Here is a 20,554-nt window from a genome sequence, read left to right as displayed (position 1 = left end):
CCGGCTGAGAGTAGGATTCCCCCATGAAAAAGAAACCTTCCTTGAGCTTTACGCGGCGCGCTGTGGTGCAGGCGTTGATGGCGACGATTGCGACACCCCTGGCCGCCGGTGCCCCGCTGGTGTCTGTGCGCCCACCGAAAGGCCGTGGCCTGCTGCGCCCGCCGGGTCCAGAGGCGCTGGTGAAAAAGGCGCGGCTGTCGGGTGATGTGGCCTTTGCGGTTGCGGATGCCAAAACCGGTGAAATTCTTGAGGCGCGCACCCCCGAACTGGGTATCGCGCCTGCCAGTGTGACCAAGGCGATCACGGCGCTTTATGCGTTGGACACATTGGGGGCCGCGCACCGGTTCAAGACCCGCGTGATTGCGACGGGCGGCGTGACGGATGGTGTGGTCCGGGGTGATCTGGTTCTTGTGGGCGGGAGCGATCCGACCACAGATACGCGCGCCTTTGCAGCGCTGGCCGCGCAGTTGAAAGAGGCGGGCATTCGCGAGGTCAAAGGGGATTTCCGTGTCTACGAAGGGCCCGTTGCCACGGTGCGTTCCATTGATCCTGAGCAGCCGGATCATGTGGGTTATAGCCCGGCGGTGGCCGGTATCGCGCTCAATTTCAACCGTGTCCATTTCGAGTGGAAACGGGCGGGCGGCAAATACACGGTGACGATGGATGCGCGGGCAGGGCGCTACCGCCCCGAGGTGGACATCGCCCGCATGAAGGTCGTGCAGCGGCGCGCGCCGATTTACACTTATGAGGAAGCGAACGGCCGCGATAATTGGACCGTCGCAAGCGGCGCCTTGGGGTCGGGCGGGTCACGCTGGCTGCCGGTGCGGCGTCCGGGGCTTTATGCGGGAGAGGTGTTTGCAACGCTCGCCCGGTCGCATGGGATCGTTCTGCCCGCGGCCAAAATGCAAAAAGCGGCACCCGAAGGGACCGTTCTGGCCGAGATTGAAAGTAAGCCGCTCAGTGATGTGTTGCGCGCGATGCTGAAGTATTCAAACAACCTGACCGCCGAAATGATTGGGATGGCGGCGACGCAGGCGCGGACCGGGCAGGCGCGCAGCCTTGCGGCGTCGGCGCGCGAGATGAATGCATGGGCAAAGGATGTGCTGAACATGCAAAGCCCGGCCTTTGTTGATCACTCAGGACTGGGTGGCGACAGCCGGGTCAGCGCGCAGGATATGGTGCGCGGCCTCGGTGCCATTGGTCACGCGGCCTTGCTGCGTCCGCTGCTCAAGCCGGTGAAACTCTTGGATTCGCAGGGGCGTCTGGTCAATGAGCACCCAGTGCAGGCGGATGCCAAGACCGGGACGCTGAATTTTGTTTCGGGTCTGGGAGGGTATGTCACAACACCCGAGGGACGCGAATTGGTTTTTGCCATTTTTGTCGCCGACGAAGGTATCCGGGCGGGCATCACCCGCGCGCAGCGCGAGCGTCCACCCGGCGGGCGCAGCTATGCCACACGGGCGCGCCGTCTGCAGCGGCAGTTGATCATGCGGTGGGGGGCGGTTTACGATTCGGCGGCGTAGTTGGCCCTTGGTCGCAGGGCGGGCTTGCGCCCTCGATCGGGCTGGGGTCAGGTCAGATGGCGCGCCCGGGCCCCGCGTTCGATGGCGGCAGCATGCAACCGGTCCAGCGCGAGTTCGTAGCGCACCTCTTCGAGAAGGCGCAGTTCGGTTTCGCCCAGCTTGCCATCTGCGGCCGCCACATCGCAGGCCAGAGCGTAGGCCGTTTCATAAAGACGTTCGGGCAGCCCTTCGCGCATGAGACCAAAGAGCGCATCCAGACCGTCTTCCTGTTCCAGCAGATCAAAGACCACCTGCGTTACATGAGTGATCCGATCCGGGTCGTAGTCGGAAAAGATCGGCAGCAGCTGCACAGCAGCCTGAATTTTCACGAGTTCTGCGGTGCGCATGTCTTCGTCAGAGGCGGAAACAGCGATCATGAGCGCCACAAGGCAGTCCTGAGCAGAAAATGAATGGGCTGGTGTATCGGGCAAGGGAGGGGTGCTTTCAGCAAAAGGTTACAGGCGCAGATTATTGACGCCACTATGACAAGGCAATAGGGACGGGCGGAACGTCGCGCAAGAGGCACGACACCCAGAGGTTTGATATATCATGTCCGACACCCGTACCGCCGCGATGACGAGCAAAGCATGGCCCTTTGAAGAAGCGCGCTGCGTGCTCAAGCGATACGAAAAGAACGCGCCGGAAAAAGGCTATGTCCTGTTCGAAACGGGGTATGGCCCTTCCGGGTTGCCGCATATCGGGACCTTTGGCGAGGTGGCGCGCACCTCGATGGTGATGCGGGCGTTTCAGGAAATCTCGGATATTCCGACCAAGCTGATCTGCTTTTCGGATGATCTGGACGGGATGCGCAAAGTGCCGGGCAATGTGCCCAACCCCGAAGCGCTGACGGCGCATTTGCAACGCCCGCTGACCAGCGTGCCGGACCCGTTCGGGACGCATTCCAGTTTTGGGGAGCACAACAACGCCATGCTGCGCCGGTTTCTGGATACTTTTGGGTTCGAGTATGAATTCATTTCCGCGACCGAGTTCTATAACACCGGGCAGTTTGATGAAGTCTTGCTGCGCGCGGCTGCCAAATACGATGAAATCATGGCGGTCATGCTGAAATCCCTGCGCGAGGAGCGGCGCCAGACCTATTCGATTTTCCTGCCGATCCATCCCGAGAGCGGTCGCGTGATGTATGTCCCGATGAAAGAGGTCAACGCGCAGGCGGGCACCATCACCTTTGAGACCGAAGACGGCGAAGAGATGACGCTGCCCGTCACCGGTGGTGCGGTCAAATTACAGTGGAAGCCGGATTTCGGGGCACGTTGGGCGGCCCTCGGCGTGGATTTCGAGATGTATGGCAAGGACCATTCCACCAACACGCCGATTTATGACAAGATTTGCCGTATCCTGGGCCAGCGCCCGCCTGAGCATTTCACCTATGAGTTGTTTCTGGACGAAAACGGGCAAAAAATTTCCAAATCGTCTGGCAATGGGGTGAGCATTGATGAATGGCTGACCTATGCCAGCACCGAGAGCCTGTCGTATTTCATGTACCAAAAGCCGAAGACGGCGAAGCGCATGTATTTCGACGTGATCCCGAAAGCTGTCGACGAATACCACCAGCAATTGCGCGCCTATGCCGGTCAGGACATTACCCAGCGGTTGAACAACCCGGTGTGGCATATCCATGGGGGCGATGTGCCGACATCTAACATGCTGGTGCCATTCTCCATGCTGCTCAATCTGGCGAGCGTGTCTTCGGCGCAGGATAAATCGCAGCTTTGGGGGTTCATCCAGCGCTATGCGCCTGAAACCAATCCGGAAAACAATCCTGATATGGATGCGGCGGCAGGTTTCGCCGTGCGGTATTTCAACGATTTCGTGAAGCCGAAGAAAGTCTATCGCGCGGCCGGTGATCTGGAGCGTGAGGCGCTGGAAGACCTGCGTGATCAACTCAAGGCCTATGACGGTCCGGTGGATGATGAGGCGTTGCAATCCATCGTTTATGCCTGCGGGCGCGAGCGGTTTGATCCCTTGCGAGGATGGTTCACGGCTCTTTATGAGGTGCTGCTGGGCGCGTCGCAGGGGCCGCGTTTTGGTGGCTTCATCGCCCTTTACGGGGTGCAGGAAACAGTCGCTCTGATTGATGCCGCCCTTGCCGGTGAATTGCTGAGCGACGACTGACACCCTTGCCGGATGGGTTTGGCGGTTTACTCTTGATCTAACCGATCAAGGAGAAAGCTCATGCGTGCAGTTGTTTTAGGCGTTGTGTTCTCGGTTCTGGCCGCCTTTGGCGCGGTGGCGAACCCCAAGGACATGCGCGATGTGATCGACAACCAACTGTCGGCCTTTCAGCAAGATGATTTTGCGCAGGCGATGGAATACGCCAGCCCCGGTTTGCAACGCTATTTCGCCACGCCTGAGAATTTCAGGCGCATGGTGACGCAGGGCTATCCGATGGTCTGGCGGCCCGACACGGTGGAGTATCTGGAAAACCGTACTGAGGACGGCATCCATTGGCAGCGGGTTCGGATCAAGGACATGGAAGGCAAGGTGCATATCCTTGATTACCGCATGCTCGAAACTGAAAACGGCTGGCGTATCAATGGGGTGCAGATTCTGGATGCGGCCGATTTCATCACCTGACCGGCATCAGAACTCCGTCCAGACCCCGAGTTTCAGCGACGCCTCGCCGCCTTTGGTCGGAATTTCGCTGCTGAACTGAAAGGTTACCCGGCCCTTGCCGGGCGAAAACAGCAGTGACGGGGAGAGTTTTGAGAAACTTTGACCATCCTCGAAAGTGTTGAACATCTGCAGCATGACCTTGGTTTTATCGGTGAGCCCCAAACCGACCGTGCCATCCACTTTGATGCGCGCTTCGGCGGGTGCTTCGGCGTCATTATAGCTGCTGTCCACATTGACCCAGCCGTATTTGCTGCCGATCTGAATACCACGGCCCCAGGACAGGCCCAGTTCGGCGGCCTGAAGAAACTCCGCCTCGAAGTACCGCGCCCCGATGCCAAGGTGAAAGGCCCATTTGTTGGGCTGGTCCACGGGGCCCAAAGGAAAGCGTGCAAACAGGATGCCAGATCCGATCGGCACGTCTTCGATCGTCGTGGCGGCGATGTCCGCACCCGCGACATAATTCAGAATTTCAGTGTCATAGGTGATATCGGCCCCGATGGTGACTTTTTCACCCAACCCGTATTCCATGTAAAAGCTGACGGAGCTGCCGTTGTTCTCGGTCGTCTGCACGGAGGTCGATACGAAACTTTTGCCTTTTTCCCGCAGCCACGCACCGGCCTGCGCGGAAGATGCGCTCGCCAAGGCCAATATCAGCGCGAAAACCACAGACCGCATCACATTCGTCTCCCAGACTGCATCATGGTTAACGGGAGTTAAAAATTGGTTACGCGTTTTTAGGGATTTTTGATGTTTCTCATGGGTGAAATCCGAAACAGACTTCCTATCTTTAAGACAGAGAAAAAGGAGAGCGCAATGAAATGCCCTGTTGATGGAACGACCCTTGTGATCACCGACCGCAGCGGTGTTGAAATTGATTATTGCCCTCAATGTCGCGGCGTCTGGCTGGATCGTGGCGAACTCGACAAGATCCTCGACCGGAGCGCCCCACCTGCTGCCCCAGCCCCATCGCGTGGTTACGACGACCGTGGCGGCTACAAAAAGAAAAAGCGCGGTGGTTTCCTAGACGAGCTGTTCGATTTCTAAACGGGGTTCGTGGGGGTTTAAACTCCGGACAGCGTTTGACTGTGATACATGTGCATCCCGGCTTCGTCAGACGCCGGGTTCGGCGCGACACAGTCTGAAGTCGGCGACGGGTTGGGCCGCACCGCTGAGAGAAAAGCGCACGGCTACAGTGCCGGATGTTGCTGTCGCGGTGTCGTTGAACTGCAACCCGTCCAGCACATTTGCAAATCCACGATCTGTGACCGTCAGCGTGCGGCGGTCCGCGCTCAGGGTCTGGCGGTCGGTTGAAATCATCAACCCCGAAGGCCCATCAAACCGCATGGAGAATACCGGCGCTTGGGGCCACGGTGCATCCGTGGTGATGGATATCGTGTAGAGCGGTGCGGTGGGATCGTAGGTTAACGCCACCTCTGTGCCACGCGCCTCATGGTTCAACAGGCAGGGCTGGCCGGGAGTGAATTCCCACGCCGGGCAGGTGGTCGCTAAAAATATCAGGGGCAGGGCACAGCGCATATTCGAAACATAGGGCGGCGTTCCCGGTTCTCAAATCTCGCGCAAAAAAGGCCGGGGCGATGTGCCACCGGCCCTTGAGATGTTGGGGTTTTACCCGCCGATCTGCTTTTGAGTGCACTCGCGTGCCATTGCCATCGCCTTTTTGGTGCCGCTCAGGTCCATGGTGAAGGCATAGTCTTTTTCGGGAAAGACGGTCATCGTGTATTGCTGGGCCAGATCCTCGGCAAACTGCGGGCTGTCGCTGAGCACATAACCACCGGAGTATCCTTTGGTGATGTTGCCGCGCATGCCCGTGGCCTCGCCGACATACATGTTCTCACCGATCAGGATCACAACCGCTTCGGTGTCGCCTGCTTTCAGGGCGGTCTCACCCTTGGTGAAGACACCGAGATAGCCAACACCGCGGTCTTCGGTCAGGCCCATTTGTACGACATTCTCTTCGCTATCGACCGTTTCAAGAAGGCAGGATTTCTTTTCCTGATCGATATAGACCTTCCAGCCCTCGACTTCCCCATATTTCAGGAAGGTGTCGGCGCTGGCACCGGTGGAAAGGACCGCTGCGGCGATCACGGCGAGAGAACGGGTGGAAAAAAGCGACATAGCACACCTCTTAGGGTTGATTGGATTGGCCCGCAACCTATCCGATTGCAGGATGAGGACAAGGCCCGAAAGTGATATTTCACAGGTTACAACTTCTGCTCAAGGCGTGGCGTTGAGGTCCTCTGCCGTCAGTTTATACGCGCGCCCAAATCCACCATTCAGCAGGGCGAGGCGGACGTCAAAGCGAACCAGCCGGAAATCAGCGAAATCAATATAGAGTTTCGCCTTGGGGCGCTGCGCCAGATAATACGCGCGCAGGGCCGGGTGTTCGGCGCTGTCGCGGGGGATGAAACATGCCGTCGCGTGCAGCGTCAGGCGTGGATGGGTCAGCGGATCGCCCCGGTCAGATGGTTCGCCCACAAGCAGGGCACAGTCGGCTTGTGCCTCCAGCGCTGTGGTGTGCGAGGACAGGTCCGAGATCAGCGACAGCGGCGCGCCATCGGGGTCGGTGGCAAAGGCGATGCGGCTCACGCTGGGGTGTCCCTGTTCGATCACGGCGAGGGCTGCAAAAGTGGCATGGTCGATCAGATCGCGCGCCAGCGCGCGGGCCTCGGCGTCAACAGGTCGGAAGGGGTCGCGTTTGCTCATGCATCAGATGTGGGGCGCGGCGCGTCGGTTACAACCGCGTATTCAGGCGATGCGGCTCATCAGCACCATGGCGAGCAACGCGCAGGCGAGACCCGCGTATTCGCGCAGATGCAGCGGCTCGTTGAACCAAAGCGCGCCGATGATGGCGAGCGCGACAAGGGTCAGCATCGAATAGGCGACTCCGGCCTGCACCAGCGTGATGTGCTGCATGGCGAAAAACCACAGAACCGCCGAGACGCCATAGAGCACAACGCCGATCACTACGTAAGAGGAGGAAATCGTGTGCCCCGCATCCGCCGCCACCTTGATGACGCTGTCGCCGATAATGACGATGAGAGCGGTGAAAATGATAAAGCCGTAGCCAAAAGCGAGTTGGGTCATGAAATGAACTTTCCGTGCAACAGGGAAAATGCCCTGTTTTTGAGTTTGGCACGGTTTGGGCGGGGTGGATGTGAAACAAATTACATTAACGCAAAATGGTTGGTGCTAAGGAGCGTTGGTCCTAGAGTACGGCGTAAAGGGGTGCTTGGATGCAGATAAGGGCTGTTGGACAATTGATCTTGCAGCGCAAGAAAAGCCTATATGCCACAAACAGTGCGCCTGTATGATATGTTACGCACCGCCGCTATCCGACGGCCGCGCATTGCGCGGCCAGCGCCCGACCCTCCCCCCAGGGAGGGCGCTTCACGCCCCCCTAGGGTCGGGCGCCAATCCTTGTCGCACGCGTGGGAAAAGACAATCACTCCGGCCCCAGAGAATTTACTCTGATTCTTCTTGTGGGGAATTTCGCTTAGCCAGTTTATCTTCTACAGACTGACGCTTATTTGCGGGAAGCCGCTCCCAAAGTTCGCTGCGTTTGCGAGGCTTTATAATCATGTGATCTACAATCTGGTTCAATAGGTCAAATAACGCTTCGGCAATGTAGGGCTCATCATCCACAGATATTAGTCCGGGATGTACGGACTCATTCCCAATAATTCGAAGCGAATGCATTATCTTCGCTATTTCATCATCTAAGCCCTTGTCAATCATGCTATTTATTGCTTTGTTTATGTCTTTTGAGTTTTCGCCCAGCTCTTCTAATAGATGCTGCAAGGCTAGACGAAGCAGGGCAGCGGCAGCGCGAGGCGAAGTTGCAAATACTGCGCCGGCCTCGTCGAAAAGCGTACGCACCCTCGCTGGCATGTCCGACGGGGCACGGCCTATTGGACCACTTTTGGGGTGAATCATCGTTTCGTTTACCCAAAGTGCAATCGCATAGCATGAATCACACGAGGAAACGTCCACGTTGTAGACTAGCCGCGAATTGGGGTAATCGTTTTTTCTTGCTCTGAATACCTCACCGTCCGACGCCCTGAGGTATTCTTGGAGTGTTTTTTTATCGTCATCGTCAAATTCGCTGTCTGCTCTTTCTGCCTTTTCGGCCAATTCTTTTAAGTGTTCCTTAGAGAGTCTACCGGGCGTCTTGTCTTTGCCCCTGCTTTCTGTACGTACAGTTGACCAATGTTGATGAGCGAGCGCGCCGCAATGCGGGCAAGAAAACCTAAGTTCCCCAAATGTTGGTGGTTTTTGCAAAATTAGTATCCCTTTTATCTTGGCTGGGTCGAGGGATCTACCGCCCCCGTTTCCGCTTCACCCCGCCGCGCATGCCGCCGCGGCCCAGCGTGCTGCGGCCTGAGGATTTGGCGCTGTCTTCCACGGCTTTCTCGACCGCGTACTGACGCGCCATGGGGTCGTCAGCGATGGCGAGGTCGACGGCTTCGAGGCGTTTGACTTCGTCGCGCAGACGGGCGGCCTCTTCGAATTCGAGGTTTTCGGCGGCCTTGCGCATATCTGTGCGCAAACCGTCCAGCACCGTTTGCAGATTTCCACCGGCCATCTGTTTGTCGATCTTGGCGGTGACGCGGGACTGGTCCGTGTCGCCTTTGTAAAGCCCGGCGAGAATATCCTCGACGTTCTTTTTCACCGTCGTGGGCGTGATCCCGTGTTTTTCGTTATAAGCCACCTGTTTGGCGCGGCGGCGGTCTGTTTCTCCGATGGCGCGCTCCATCGAGCCGGTGATGCGGTCGGCGTACATGATCACGCGCCCTTCGGCGTTACGCGCCGCGCGTCCCGTGGTCTGGATCAGTGAGGTTTCAGAGCGCAGGAAGCCTTCTTTATCCGCATCCAAAATCGCCACCAGACCACATTCGGGGATATCCAGCCCCTCGCGGAGCAGGTTGATCCCGATCAGCACGTCAAAGGCGCCAAGGCGCAAATCGCGCAGAATCTCGATCCGCTCAAGCGTGTCGATATCCGAGTGCATATAACGCACGCGGATGCCCTGTTCGTGCATATATTCGGTGAGGTCTTCGGCCATGCGTTTGGTCAGCGTCGTGACCAGCGTGCGGAAGCCATCGGCGGCCACTTTGCGCACCTCATCCAGCAGATCGTCCACCTGCATCTCGACAGGGCGGATTTCGATTTCCGGGTCGATGAGGCCGGTGGGGCGGATGATCTGTTCGGTGAACACACCGCCCGTCTGTTCGATTTCCCAAGCTGCGGGGGTGGCCGAGACAAAGACCGACTGCGGGCGCATCGCATCCCATTCCTCAAACTTGAGGGGGCGGTTGTCCATGCAGGAGGGCAGGCGGAACCCGTGTTCGGCCAGCGTGAATTTGCGCCGGTAGTCGCCTTTGTACATGCCGCCGATCTGCGGCACGGAGACGTGGGATTCGTCCGCAAAGACGATGGCATTGTCGGGGATAAACTCAAACAACGTGGGCGGCGGTTCGCCCGGCGCGCGGCCGGTCAGATAGCGGGAATAGTTTTCGATCCCGTTGCAGACGCCGGTCGCCTCCAGCATCTCAAGGTCAAAATTCGTGCGCTGTTCCAGCCGCTGCGCTTCGAGCAGTTTACCATCGCCCACGAGTTGATCCAGCCGGGTGCGCAGCTCTTTCTTGATGCCGATGATCGCCTGGTTCATCGTTGGCTTCGGCGTCACATAGTGGCTGTTGGCATAAACGCGGATTTGCTCGAATGTGTCGGTTTTTTCACCGGTCAGCGGGTCAAATTCGGTGATAGCTTCGAGTTCTTCGCCGAAAAAAGACAACTTCCATGCGCGGTCTTCAAGGTGGGCGGGGAAGATTTCGAGGCTGTCGCCGCGCACCCGGAAGCTGCCGCGCTGAAAGGACTGATCGTTGCGGCGGTATTGCTGCGCGACCAGATCGGCCATAACCTGCCGCTGGTCGTACATCTGTCCGGTCTTGAGATCCTGCGTCATCGCGCCGTAGGTTTCCACCGATCCGATGCCGTAGATGCAGGAGACGGAGGCCACGATGATCACATCGTCGCGTTCGAGCAGCGCACGGGTGGCAGAGTGGCGCATGCGGTCGATCTGTTCGTTGATCTGGCTTTCTTTTTCTATGTAGGTGTCAGAGCGGGCCACATAGGCTTCGGGCTGATAATAGTCGTAGAAACTGACGAAATACTCCACGGCATTCTCGGGAAAGAACCCTTTGAATTCGCCATAAAGCTGGGCGGCCAGTGTTTTGTTTGGAGCCAGAATGATCGCGGGGCGCTGCGTTTCTTCTATGACCTTGGCCATGGTAAAGGTCTTACCCGTGCCGGTCGCCCCCAAAAGCACCTGATCCCGATCGCCATTGCGCACACCTGCGGCGAGTTCCTTGATCGCGGTGGGCTGGTCGCCTGCGGGTTCGAATTCGGTCGCGAGCTTGAACGCCTTGCCGCCTTCCAGTTTCGGACGGGCGCGCACATCGGGTGCGGCGTTGGCTAAAACGGCCTCGGTGGTGTCGGAATGTGCGTAGGGCATGCGGTTCTCTCTTTCCCTGCCAAGATGCGCTTATCTGCGCCGTGATCAAGGCCATTGCCCAGGCTTACTGACACGTTTTGGCAGGAACACTGCACAGTCGACGGATTTGGCCCGGTTTTCGGGGTTTTTCTGCGCAATGGTGTTGAGGGGCAGCTATTGGCGTTACAGTTTGTACGACGCGCGAGTGCTACGCGTAAAGGGGATGCGCGAGCGTTACGCCTTTAAGGAACCATGCGGTTTCACTTTGAGGTAAAACTGAGGAGATGCGCGTATTTGGCGTCTTGCTCTTGGGCTAAAAATTGCTGATAAAAGCATACGATTTCTGAGGAGTGGCACGATGCGCGCGCGAATTTATCAACCTGCGAGAACCGCCATGTCGTCGGGATTGGCGAAAACCCATAAATGGATACTGGAATTTGCGCCGGGCTCGTCGCGCGAAGTTGATCCGTTGATGGGGTGGACATCCTCCAGCGATATGCAGTCGCAGGTGAAGCTGCGTTTTGACACCAAAGAGGCGGCGGTGGAATACGCGCGCGAAAACGGAATTGACGCCGACATTCAGGAACCAAAGAAACGCCGTCCGAACATTCGCGCCGGCGGATATGGCGAGAATTTTGCAACGGGTCGTCGTGGGGCGTGGACGCACTGAGGTTGTGCATTTCTTCAATTGACCGGGCGCAGACCCAAGGATAGACACATGCGACAAGGAGACACCTCACTGGGTTGTCTTGTTGCAAACGCGGGCCGTTAGCTCAGCTGGATTAGAGCAGGGAACTTCTAATTCTCAGGTCGGGGGTTCGAGTCCTCCACGGCTCGCCATATTGTCTCAGTAAGTACATGATATTATTGTGAAATATTAAGGTTTGTATTTACATCCCACCGTATTTCCCACCATCAGACTTGGCTATGCGTCGTTTCTTCTTCCCGCCCATTCCGGGCAATTCAAACGAAGGAAGAGCCAATGAAAGACTTGCAAAACATACTCGATCAGATCAGCAGCCAAGACAAAGCGTCGTTACTGGCCGCATTAGATCACGCTGGATTTCAAGCTGATGACAGTGACGCAGTGCGAAAAGAAAAGTTGCTTCAGGTGATATCTGATTTTCGCGGCCTAGCCGGGCGTTGCGGTGTCAGTCATGTGCAATGGCTGGCTGACTGGCACAAGGCCAGAGATGCTGCGGCGGAAGCCACAGACGATACACCCGAAGAGACAAGACACATGGATACCGCGGAAGCGCTTAGCATCCTTTTGGCCAGCACTCCAGCCACGTCGCCAGAAGACCTAATCGCACAGATCGCCTGGTTCAAAGAAGATCTGGGTCAATACGTTTTGGGCAATGCCTCATCTGCGCATGATCTGATCTTTGAAGCGCTGGCAAAGGGTGTCGCGAACATCAAATAGTAAGACACAGGGTGGGGTGTCGGTTTACACGATCGACCCCCACCGACCCTCTTCGTGTATGCGCTGAGCGACGGGGTGCCCCCAAAAAATGGGCCCGGCGATTATACATCTAGGCCCCGCATCTATCTCGCGGTTGTTTTGAGTTTTGGAATTTTTTTGGTCAGAAAAGCCTGCGAGAAGCTGACCTCGGCCGTTTGACCCCAGCACAGAACTATCTGTGTCGATCAGTAGTACCTTTACCAGTATGCCATCGGTGCAGCATGGCCGGAAGGAAGCCGAAGCACCGATAGTGGAACGCTGGATTACATCGTTGTATCTAACTCGATAGCAGCTCCTGCTTCGCTCCAATGGAAGGGGTATTGGCAGCGGGCGGCTTAATGCCCAAGAATCTTCCCGTCTCGATCTAACCAGACGAGATAGAATGTATCATTTGAAAAGAAACCGTGAGCGCGACCAGCGCCGGTGACGTCCAGCGACCATACTTTTTGATCTGGGCTTACCCCTACTGGGAGCTTTTTAGGTTTCCCTTGATGGGCGTGGCAAAATTTTGTGTTTTGAGTGACTTGGCTTTGTGACCAACCCGCCATTTTGGTCACAAAGCCGGAAAATTTCTTAAGGTCCGGATTGCTCCAAGCCGAAAAGCACTGATGATTTTTCTGAAAATAGCGAAGGCTTACACCAACGGTCCCATGTCGCACCACAGATGGAGCATGCTTTGTGATTGGGTCCGGTTGCCTCTTGCCCCCAGATTCAATCCTGTAATTTTTTGATCTCTTCTTTGCCAATTTTAGCCGCGTAATAATTTCGGATATCTAACTTGGGAATAACAGTGTTGGATGCCGCTTCCGGTGACAAACCACCGCGCGCACGCCGCCAAGGATCTTCATCATGTGTCATTCGTTCTAAAGCCTTGGCGCTAAACTGCCCATATTCGTCATAGACCGCCTCAAGAAAGCCAGCCACGTTCGAGTCTGGGTGCGACCCTTTTTCGCGAGGAAGCGCCTCCCATCCATGATTTCTATACTTGGCGTACAAAGAACGGATCGCTGGACCGTGCGCCCAAGCCTCAAAGTTCTCAGTGACAAGTGGCTTGTTGAAATTTGCAAGAAACCATGCGTCCGCGTAATAGACGAGCTTTTGCAGCTTGAGCTGCGTTATGGCTTCGCCCGCATCACGGTCAGCATGGTTAACAAACCAGCGTGCCACGGTCTTGGCGTTTATGGGAACCCAATTGTCGAACATCTCTCCACCTCTCACGTATAAGATAACGTGTCATTAACAAAATGCAAAACGTTGGCCTTGGCGCGGTGCGTCAAATTGATTCAGTTAATCGTCAAAAACACCCATCCGGCCCAAAGTCCTGCGCCATATGCTGGTCTTTCTGCACCCGCTATAGTGCGAGACGCACCCGCTTGAGCACCCGGGGCTGAATCCATGGCCTCGGTCTATACAAACAATGTGCTGCGCCGCTACGGGTGCCCTCACAGGCGATATGCGGCGCACCAGGTGCTGCTTCGGCGTTTTTGGTGCCCTTGGTTACTAGAACGGCTCTCCGCCTGTAAGAGTGGCGGTATTTTGTAAGTATCGAAAAGTCACCAAAGCCCTCTCGTACATTGCTGCCTGCACAGCACTTTGCGATTTTCCATGTGTTAGAAATCAGGAGAAAAACAAATGACGGAAATTCAGATTGATAGTGAAGCCCAGATCGCCCGGACGCGCGTTTCAGAGGCAGTCCAACGTGTTTGGGCAAAGCGGATGGATCTCGGGGCAATGATTGCCCAAGGGTATCGTGAGCTAGCTGCGCGAGAGTCAAAAGAAGACCCTGCCATGAGCTGGTGTCGCCTTGAGTTAGCATTGCACGCGGCCAAGGAAGACCCGGATACGCCGGAAGCCATCGAAGCCCATCTTGAGTTGGTGCGCGCAATCATGTTCGTTTGGTACAAAGTTCCCAGCGACCTAAGCAGCATGGTCATGCGGGCTGCGGAAGAGCTTGCTATTTTGGAAGATCGAAATCCGGATGACGCACTGATGTCTGCCATCTTGCTGATGCAAAACGCCCGCGGCGCCGGAGAGGCGTTCTCCGAGCAGTACGAAGCCAACAAGGCCAAGGCGGATGAAAGACGTAGGGCAAAAGGTGAAAGAGAGCGTCAGCGCCTGACATCGCGGCTGCAGCGTGAGCGCCCTCTCGCTTGCTGATCTAACCAGCGGGAGGTGCCGGCCAAATCGATCGGCGCCTCCCCGAACGTCCGCAACGGCGCGACAACCACACCATAAGCCACCCACATCGCCCTAAGAACCACCCTGTGGGCTCCAAAGCCCGACGGATAAGCCGAAAATCCCTCACTTTGAAAGCAGACAAAAAAAGGGGGAATTCTGAACGTCAGATGTAGTGGCGTATCTCTAATTAATATCAGAGGTTTAGCTGTGTTTTGACGGGTCGAAAGTACTGTATATTTTGAACGCGCCAGTGACCTCTGATAAGACACAAAAAGGCGGGTGTTGAGTATCTATCGATTGGCTAAAAAGTTGCCGTCGAGATTTTCGGACCATTGCGCGCAACTAGTCTAAGATTTGAATTGAGGCGATAAGCCCTCAAAGACGCCTTTCTTTTCTAAGCAAAAAAAACGTTGAAGCTGACGATTGTTCGGTAGTGACACGTTTCGGCCTCGGTGCCGGAGGCACTAATTTCGAGCGATAGTGACCCCGTATATTTACAAGATTAGAAGTTGTGCAAAGGCGGGTGCAGCTAGCGCTAAAAACGGTCGTTTTCATCTAGTACGTTTGAGTTGTAGAGCCCTTTATTTAATGTATCTCTTAACTGTGTTGATTTTGATGACGTTGATTTTAAACACTTAGATGCATTTTCTAAATATTGGATAACAACACGTAGATGCACTTGGACTTTAAATCCCTTTACTACCTTTTTCCCAGTTTCAGGATCTTTTCCATACAGCTTTTTTGTCTCGGCCATGCCTAAACGAACAAGGGATCGTCTCACTTTTTGATACTTCGACAATCCCCACCCAAGATCCTCCACGACACCTTCCTGGGTGTATTCCCAAATGTCATTATCGTTGCTGTCAAAGTACATCAGCAAATATCGTTCATCTGTGCTTAAGGGTGAACATTGTAACAGCATTCTGAGTGCTTGGTATTTTCCCGGCCGTAGTTTTTTAGCCATTGGCTCGGCCCCACGATCTTCGTAATTTGTGTGCGTTTTTTATTTCACTTTGTGAGATCGAACGTTTCTTTTCGAGAGATTGGAAAATCCTCTTAGCAATTTCATCACACCTAACTGTACAGATCAGGAAAGTGTGAGCGTCTGAGGCGTCTGAGGGGCTCAAAACGCGAGCAATCTGCCAACCGCCTTTATATTGGCTGAGTTTGTATCTGTGCATCGTGGGCACCCTTGATTGGGCGCGGCTGATCGGGTAAAAGTACGTATCTCTTGTATTTCTAGATACCCCTGCCGCGCTTGATTGAACGGTGGGGGTTTTTTTATTCCGGGTTAGCGGGTTGAAAGATCGCTTCAATGTCTGATCGGCGCCAGCGAGTAGATCCGCCAATCTTGATGGGTGAGGGGAGTGCACCTGCCTTGGCCTGTCGCCAAACTGTAGGAACACTTAGCGAAAGCGTAGTGGCTACCTCTTTGACGGAGATTAGCTGGCTTCGTGTTGAGGTTTTCATTGCATCATCCTAATGTTTTAGATGTGTGCATGTTGGCTCAATTAAGATTAGTCCGCCTGAGGGCTAAACGCTGCGACCACACCTCACTCAGTAGGCCGGTCTTCCAAAATACAGTAGCTTGATAGAAAACTTTCCAACTCTTCGGTCTCGAGATATTTAAAACAACCGTTTCCGGGGATTTCTAATACAGCCGGTGCAGTCCAGAGCCCGTCAATTTTTTCTATGTCTGCGAGACGGGCTTCTTTTAGAAAGCTCTGTGATTTCTCCAAAAAGCAGATCAACCCCAGCTCCCCTTCAAACAGATTTGGGTCTGGTGTGGCAGCCGACACCATGTAGGCCAGCCAAAGATGTGATACTTGCCGAAAGTCACTATATGCTCGTCTTATTGCTCTTTCGTCGGAAGGAAATTCGGCGCGTTTTTTCCCGCTACTGGGTGCATCTCCCAAGACTTTTGCAGCAAAGGCGTAGCTTTTCCTGAGCCTTCCAGAAGCATCAGTTTCGGCCACGCGAAGCGCCGTTTGTAATACTAAGCCTGCAACTCGCGCTCGCCCATTACGACGCTCCATGTCATGAAGCGATAGATCCAGCAGCCTTGGTGGCTTGCAATCAGGATCCTTCTGTAAGTCGTTACGGTGGGTTCTTGCCAAATTATGAAATGTCATGACCGTGCTTAAATCGTTAGGGTAATGCATGAGGCCCCAGATTATTTCGGCAGCGCCTGGAAGAATTCGGCCCGAGCCATCAACGATAGGAAGTTCGCGTTCGTTCACGCTCTCACAAGCTCCACCACATCGCCACTCTGGCCGGTGGCAAATCGGCTCCATGCATCCATCAAAGTGCGCCGACGCTCAAACAAATCTGACCGGAAATATGCGCCTTCTACACCGCCAACACGGTGCGCCAGCGCTGCTTCGGCCAGTTGTCGATCGGCGTGGGCTTTTTCCGCACACCAGTCTCGGAAGGATGAGCGGAAGCCGTGTGCAGTCAGCCCTTCGCGTTTCATGCGCTGGAATAGAGGGCGGAAGGCATTGACGCTGAGAGGCTTGCCTATGCCAAGTGTGGCGCTCTGCGGTGATGGGAACACCAGATTGCCGTCCAGCCCCTGAACCTCTCTCAGAATGGCCACTGCTTGGTAGCTGAGCGGCACCCGGTGCTCTTCGTCCGCCTTCATGCGCTGGGCGGGAATGATCCAAGTTCTATCTTCCAGATCGATCTCATTCCATGCTGCCATGCGGGCTTCACCGCTTCGTGCCGCGGTCAGAATAATGAAGCGAAGACACAGCGCGGCAATCGCTTCCCGTTCGGTCAGATCCGCCATGAACCCTGGAACATCCTGCCAGCTAAGTGCTGCGTGGTGAATAGGGCGATGCCCTGCTTTTCCCAAAGAACGCATAAGAGCGCGATCTACGGGGTTTGCGGCGGATCGCTGGCCTTTTCCTATTGCGTGATCAAATACCGCCTCTAGGCGTTGTTTCAAGCGCTTGGCGGTAGGGTGCATTTCTATCCAGATAGGATCGAGAACTGCCAGAACATCATGGCGTTGTATTGTCGCTATTTTCCGCAATCCAATTTTTGGGAAAGCGTGATTTGTTAGGGTGGATAGCCATGCTGCCTTGTGTTTCTCATCCCGGAACCTTGGTGATAGCTTTTCCTGTAGTGCGAGGGCTGCTTCTTCGAATGTCGCTTCCCGATTGTCCCTAAGCGCGATTGGATCTCGCCCTGCCTTTGCTTCAGTACGCAATTTCTGGGCGTTTATTCTGGCCTCCGCCAGAGTAAGAGTATCAGCACTTCCAAGCCCTATCTCTCTGCGTTGACTGTGCCCTTTGATGGTTACGCGCAGGATCCAGCTTTTAGTGCCCCCAGCCGCCACATTCAGATAAAGTCCAGATCCGTCACCGTACATGCCGGGGTTCTTTGCAGCTTGAACTCTTTTTGCGTTTAACTTCACAATCATCCCACCATTTTTCCCACCATTTATGGTGAGACATATTGGTATTGATTGCAACCTCTTGAAACAATGCGGTCAATAAAATACTGTTATATATAGAAGAAATGATGCGTTCTGAGATTTTCTGAAAACGTAGTTCGAGTCCTCCACGGCTCGCCACCTTTACAATTTGAATAGATTTTCGACATCTCTAGACCGTTTTTTACGACAGAAATGGTTTTTGATGGTGGTTTTTGGTGCGAAATTGCGGGATTTCTATATTTTGGAGCGCTTTATGTGTATTTTTGTGGCCAAGTTCAGCGTCAAGGCATCGGTCGTTTTCCTGGCCAAGATGCATTTGGCAGTGAGCTGATGCCGCGTTCATCAACTGTTCTATCAGCACTGGAGCCCTGCATATTATGTGTACCCTTTCGCTAAGGGCTGCCCCTCACGGTCTGGTCGGGCAGACACACGCCTGTTCTGCGATGGACCGTCGGTATCAAGCCTGCAAAGCAGCGGTTGGATGGTCATCAGCCCTGACCCCAAAGCGGTGACCTCGACATCTTTCACTTGGGGCTAACGGGCACTCAGGTACTACTGCGTAAGGAAAGTTGGTTCACGGGGGGTGGCGTGTCTGTTTGCAGAATGTCGGGTGAGCCACAAAGTGGTCGGGCCAAAACAACGGCTTGCCTTAATCCGGCTTTTGAACATAAGCGCCGCTCATATCGCTTGATGGAGGGTAAGGTGAGAGGCTGGATAACGACCCAAGCGGGGCTCGTTACGGCTGCTTCCTTCCGGATCTGACCGGGTTGGCGAGGCGCTCGCCCGCACCAACCTCTCGAGTTCCATATAGGCAAGCGGGCTGCATTACGCAAGACCGTGTTTGCGTTCAAAGCGTGATGCGAATTCGCAAGAAACCTTCGTCGGTCTGGCCGCATACCTCTGGTTTCAATCGCGCGATATCGTCCAGATGGTTTTCGGCCTCCGGTGCCGTCAACAATATGGCAGTACGGCCAATCCCTTCAGGAAACGACCAAGGTTGCGTTGCCCGCAAGGCGTCAAAGTCGGGATCGCTGAGATAGTCCATGACAGCCTCCTGTAACGGGGCATGGCCATGCACGACAATTTCGTCAGGTGAAAAAACCTTGAAAAGACCGCCGCCACTTGCACGGTGGTCCGTTGTGGCAACAAGAAATTCCTGCGTCTCCTGCAAGGGGGCATTGTTCCAGACAATGTCATCGATCCTGCCGCGTGCACCCGGTACGATTTGTCCGGATGCATCAAAGCGGGGAGGGCGCGAAGGGTCGATTGTGTAACTCAGCCCGTAGATGAAATCGCATCTGAAGCTTGGGATATGCGGATTGATCAACATCTGGTTTGGCGCGTCGGGCGCGAGGGTGTTGAAAATCAGGGCTGAGCGCTCAAGCCAGTCACGTATTTGCGCACCCGTGGTTTTGACCGCCCAGACGTGGTTCGCATAGGGGTTCATGCCGGAAATATGCCGCCGTTCAACCTTACCGTTGGCCAAGAATAAAAAATTGTCTGGTCCGTCAAATCCGCCGGTTGAGGGCGCGGATGCAGCGGCCAGTAGGGGCAGGTCCGCGTATTGCGTGCCCGTAACCATCTTGCGGATGGCCTGGTGTTTGGAAGCCGCAAGCAGGGCAGGTATCGGACTCGGATGGCACAGCGAAAAATAACTGTGCATGGGTTTGTCGATGTAGGTGACTTGTTGGCCAAGGTGTTGTCGGGTCTGATCATGTACGCTTTGCGTGCAGGCCACCAGTTCGGCATCTTCCTGGGTGCTTTGATCTGTCGGCCATAGGGCAATTTTTGCCCCGGCCATGTCCCAGATCGCCGTTGTGTCTGTCTTTTGAAGGGTCAGATCAATGACCCCCAGATCATTGCCGGTTGGGCCGGGCTGCACCACGGGTGTGTCATGCACATGCCCCGTTACAGTATTCACATTTTTCAGACCTGTATGATCGGGGCCGGGAAAGCGCAGGTGCGTATGACCCGCGATAACGATATCCACGTCCTCAAGGTCTGCAACCTCGTGCACCAGGTTTTGTGCTTCGGGCCCCTCGTCGAAAAACGAAAAGCCCATATGTGCCAGCACAATGACAAGGTCTACGCCCTGTGCGCGCAAATCCGCAGCCGCGCTGCGCAAGGCCGGTATCGGGGGGGTGAATTCGACACGGTCTTTGAGTTGATGCCGGTTCCACAGCGCAGTCTTGTCAGGCAGGCTGGACAAGACGCCAATACGGAAGGTTTCGACCTTGCCGTTTTGGTCCGTCAAAGCGCGTTCGAGGATAACGTGTCTTTTGACAGTTTTCAGTTCGGACGAGATCATGTTTGAACATACAATCGGCGTATTTTGTTCAAGCAGCAGTTTGTTGAGATGCGCGCTTCCATAGTCAAAATCGTGATTGCCAAGTCCGCCTGCATCATAATCCAGCGCATTCATCGCTGCGACCATGGGGTGTGGACCACTGATTTGGTCGCGCGCCAGAAGATCAGCCAGCGGCGTGCCCTGAAAGGTATCGCCATTGTCGAAAAGCAGGCAGGTCGCGCCCGTCTCTTTCGCTTCGTGGCGCGCCTTCTTTATCAGTGTCGCCAGTTTTGCGAGGCTGCCGCCGTGATTGGGACGGTCGTTGACATAGTCGAAACAGGTCATCTGCATGTGCAAATCACTTGTTGCCAAAATGCGCAGGCGAAATTTTCTTGACCGTGCGTCTGCTATTTTATTTCTCCGGTTCGGCGTCGCATAACAACTGATGGATGTATTAACTTCCAACAGATCACGTTGG

At 55.2% G+C, this 20,554-nt stretch carries 21 protein-coding genes, 1 tRNA gene, 1 other RNA gene and 1 pseudogene; 9 read left to right on the top strand and 15 right to left on the bottom strand.

What is annotated here, in order from left to right; translation table 11 throughout:
• Positions 1-23: 23 nt before the first annotated feature.
• Positions 24-1,523, top strand: coding sequence for a D-alanyl-D-alanine carboxypeptidase/D-alanyl-D-alanine-endopeptidase (dacB, locus tag K5Q35_RS17460; protein ID WP_013963370.1), 1,500 nt, complete (start codon positions 24-26; stop codon positions 1,521-1,523).
• A gap of 47 nt (positions 1,524-1,570) precedes the next feature.
• Here the strand turns inward: dacB and K5Q35_RS17455 are convergent, their stop codons facing one another.
• Positions 1,571-1,939, bottom strand: coding sequence for a tellurite resistance TerB family protein (locus K5Q35_RS17455; RefSeq protein WP_044025720.1), 369 nt, complete (start codon positions 1,937-1,939; stop codon positions 1,571-1,573).
• A gap of 172 nt (positions 1,940-2,111) precedes the next feature.
• On the opposite strand from K5Q35_RS17455, the gene K5Q35_RS17450 reads away from it, so the two are divergent.
• Together K5Q35_RS17450 and K5Q35_RS17445 are read left to right on the top strand one after the other, a co-directional pair.
• On the top strand, positions 2,112-3,695 hold the full coding sequence (locus tag K5Q35_RS17450; RefSeq protein WP_220800673.1) for a lysine--tRNA ligase: 1,584 nt from the start codon (positions 2,112-2,114) through the stop codon (positions 3,693-3,695).
• Positions 3,696-3,755: 60 nt separating this feature from the next.
• The gene (locus tag K5Q35_RS17445; protein WP_220800667.1) at positions 3,756-4,157 is read left to right on the top strand and encodes a DUF4864 domain-containing protein; all 402 of its coding nucleotides are present in this window, start codon (positions 3,756-3,758) and stop codon (positions 4,155-4,157) included.
• A gap of 6 nt (positions 4,158-4,163) precedes the next feature.
• Here K5Q35_RS17445 and K5Q35_RS17440 read toward each other — a convergent pair whose 3' ends face one another.
• Complete coding sequence (locus K5Q35_RS17440) at positions 4,164-4,871, bottom strand: hypothetical protein (protein WP_220800701.1); 708 nt, start codon at positions 4,869-4,871, stop codon at positions 4,164-4,166.
• 138 nt (positions 4,872-5,009) lie between these two features.
• Here K5Q35_RS17440 and K5Q35_RS17435 point away from each other — a divergent pair, with 138 nt between their 5' ends.
• On the top strand, positions 5,010-5,240 hold the full coding sequence (locus tag K5Q35_RS17435; RefSeq protein ID WP_013963365.1) for a zf-TFIIB domain-containing protein: 231 nt from the start codon (positions 5,010-5,012) through the stop codon (positions 5,238-5,240).
• Between the two features lie 66 nt (positions 5,241-5,306).
• Here the strand turns inward: K5Q35_RS17435 and K5Q35_RS17430 are convergent, their stop codons facing one another.
• The 6 genes from K5Q35_RS17430 to uvrB all read right to left on the bottom strand — a co-directional run bounded on the left by K5Q35_RS17430 (position 5,307) and on the right by uvrB (position 10,731).
• A complete protein-coding gene (locus K5Q35_RS17430; RefSeq protein WP_013963364.1) occupies positions 5,307-5,732 on the bottom strand; it encodes a hypothetical protein in 426 nt (141 codons plus the stop codon).
• Positions 5,733-5,822: 90 nt separating this feature from the next.
• The gene (locus K5Q35_RS17425) at positions 5,823-6,332 is read right to left on the bottom strand and encodes a hypothetical protein (RefSeq protein WP_220800665.1); all 510 of its coding nucleotides are present in this window, start codon (positions 6,330-6,332) and stop codon (positions 5,823-5,825) included.
• 99 nt (positions 6,333-6,431) lie between these two features.
• Entirely contained in the window at positions 6,432-6,920 is a 489-nt protein-coding gene (locus tag K5Q35_RS17420) for a HugZ family protein (RefSeq protein ID WP_220800663.1), read from the bottom strand.
• Positions 6,921-6,962: 42 nt separating this feature from the next.
• Complete coding sequence (locus K5Q35_RS17415) at positions 6,963-7,301, bottom strand: EamA family transporter (RefSeq protein ID WP_013963361.1); 339 nt, start codon at positions 7,299-7,301, stop codon at positions 6,963-6,965.
• A 378-nt stretch (positions 7,302-7,679) separates the two neighbouring features.
• Positions 7,680-8,495 carry a DUF4145 domain-containing protein gene (locus K5Q35_RS17410; RefSeq protein WP_220800661.1) on the bottom strand — a complete coding sequence of 272 codons (816 nt, stop codon included), beginning with the start codon at positions 8,493-8,495 and terminating at the stop codon, positions 7,680-7,682.
• Between the two features lie 37 nt (positions 8,496-8,532).
• Positions 8,533-10,731 carry an excinuclease ABC subunit UvrB gene (gene uvrB, locus K5Q35_RS17405; RefSeq protein WP_013963359.1) on the bottom strand — a complete coding sequence of 733 codons (2,199 nt, stop codon included), beginning with the start codon at positions 10,729-10,731 and terminating at the stop codon, positions 8,533-8,535.
• 337 nt (positions 10,732-11,068) lie between these two features.
• On the opposite strand from uvrB, the gene K5Q35_RS17400 reads away from it, so the two are divergent.
• From K5Q35_RS17400 to K5Q35_RS22710, 4 genes and pseudogenes are all read left to right on the top strand, one after another.
• Positions 11,069-11,380, top strand: a complete 312-nt coding sequence (locus K5Q35_RS17400; protein ID WP_013963358.1) for an ETC complex I subunit — start codon at positions 11,069-11,071, stop codon at positions 11,378-11,380.
• 92 nt (positions 11,381-11,472) lie between these two features.
• Positions 11,473-11,550 (top strand) — tRNA-Arg (locus K5Q35_RS17395).
• 142 nt (positions 11,551-11,692) lie between these two features.
• Positions 11,693-12,133 (top strand): hypothetical protein, encoded by a 441-nt coding sequence (locus K5Q35_RS17390; protein ID WP_220800659.1) that lies wholly within the window; start codon positions 11,693-11,695, stop codon positions 12,131-12,133.
• Positions 12,134-12,364: 231 nt separating this feature from the next.
• A pseudogene (locus K5Q35_RS22710) lies at positions 12,365-12,511 on the top strand (IS1595 family transposase); the annotation flags it as partial.
• Positions 12,512-12,883: 372 nt separating this feature from the next.
• Here the strand turns inward: K5Q35_RS22710 and K5Q35_RS17385 are convergent.
• Complete coding sequence (locus K5Q35_RS17385) at positions 12,884-13,375, bottom strand: Panacea domain-containing protein (protein ID WP_220800657.1); 492 nt, start codon at positions 13,373-13,375, stop codon at positions 12,884-12,886.
• A 429-nt stretch (positions 13,376-13,804) separates the two neighbouring features.
• Here K5Q35_RS17385 and K5Q35_RS17380 point away from each other — a divergent pair, with 429 nt between their 5' ends.
• Positions 13,805-14,329: a hypothetical protein gene (locus tag K5Q35_RS17380; RefSeq protein WP_220800655.1), complete on the top strand. Its 525-nt coding sequence runs from the start codon at positions 13,805-13,807 to the stop codon at positions 14,327-14,329.
• Between the two features lie 556 nt (positions 14,330-14,885).
• On the opposite strand, the gene K5Q35_RS17375 is transcribed toward K5Q35_RS17380, so the two are convergent.
• The 6 genes from K5Q35_RS17375 to K5Q35_RS17350 all read right to left on the bottom strand — a co-directional run bounded on the left by K5Q35_RS17375 (position 14,886) and on the right by K5Q35_RS17350 (position 20,448).
• A complete protein-coding gene (locus K5Q35_RS17375) occupies positions 14,886-15,314 on the bottom strand; it encodes a hypothetical protein (protein ID WP_220800654.1) in 429 nt (142 codons plus the stop codon).
• Positions 15,315-15,631: 317 nt separating this feature from the next.
• Positions 15,632-15,820, bottom strand: a complete 189-nt coding sequence (locus K5Q35_RS17370) for an AlpA family transcriptional regulator (RefSeq protein ID WP_220800652.1) — start codon at positions 15,818-15,820, stop codon at positions 15,632-15,634.
• An 83-nt stretch (positions 15,821-15,903) separates the two neighbouring features.
• Positions 15,904-16,590, bottom strand: coding sequence for a hypothetical protein (locus K5Q35_RS17365; protein WP_220800650.1), 687 nt, complete (start codon positions 16,588-16,590; stop codon positions 15,904-15,906).
• On the bottom strand, positions 16,587-17,774 hold the full coding sequence (locus K5Q35_RS17360; RefSeq protein ID WP_220800648.1) for a site-specific integrase: 1,188 nt from the start codon (positions 17,772-17,774) through the stop codon (positions 16,587-16,589). Before K5Q35_RS17360 ends, K5Q35_RS17365 begins: the two co-directional genes overlap by 4 nt.
• Before the next feature lie 716 nt (positions 17,775-18,490).
• An RNA gene (ffs, locus tag K5Q35_RS17355) (signal recognition particle sRNA small type) lies at positions 18,491-18,587 on the bottom strand.
• A 49-nt stretch (positions 18,588-18,636) separates the two neighbouring features.
• A complete protein-coding gene (locus tag K5Q35_RS17350; protein ID WP_259650570.1) occupies positions 18,637-20,448 on the bottom strand; it encodes a 5'-nucleotidase C-terminal domain-containing protein in 1,812 nt (603 codons plus the stop codon).
• Positions 20,449-20,554 lie beyond the last annotated feature (106 nt).

Source organism: Roseobacter sp. OBYS 0001 (assembly GCF_019654895.1).
GTDB classification, from domain to species: domain Bacteria; phylum Pseudomonadota; class Alphaproteobacteria; order Rhodobacterales; family Rhodobacteraceae; genus Roseobacter; species Roseobacter litoralis.
Note: the sequence above shows the minus strand (reverse complement) of the source record. Positions and strands in the feature narration are given on the sequence as shown.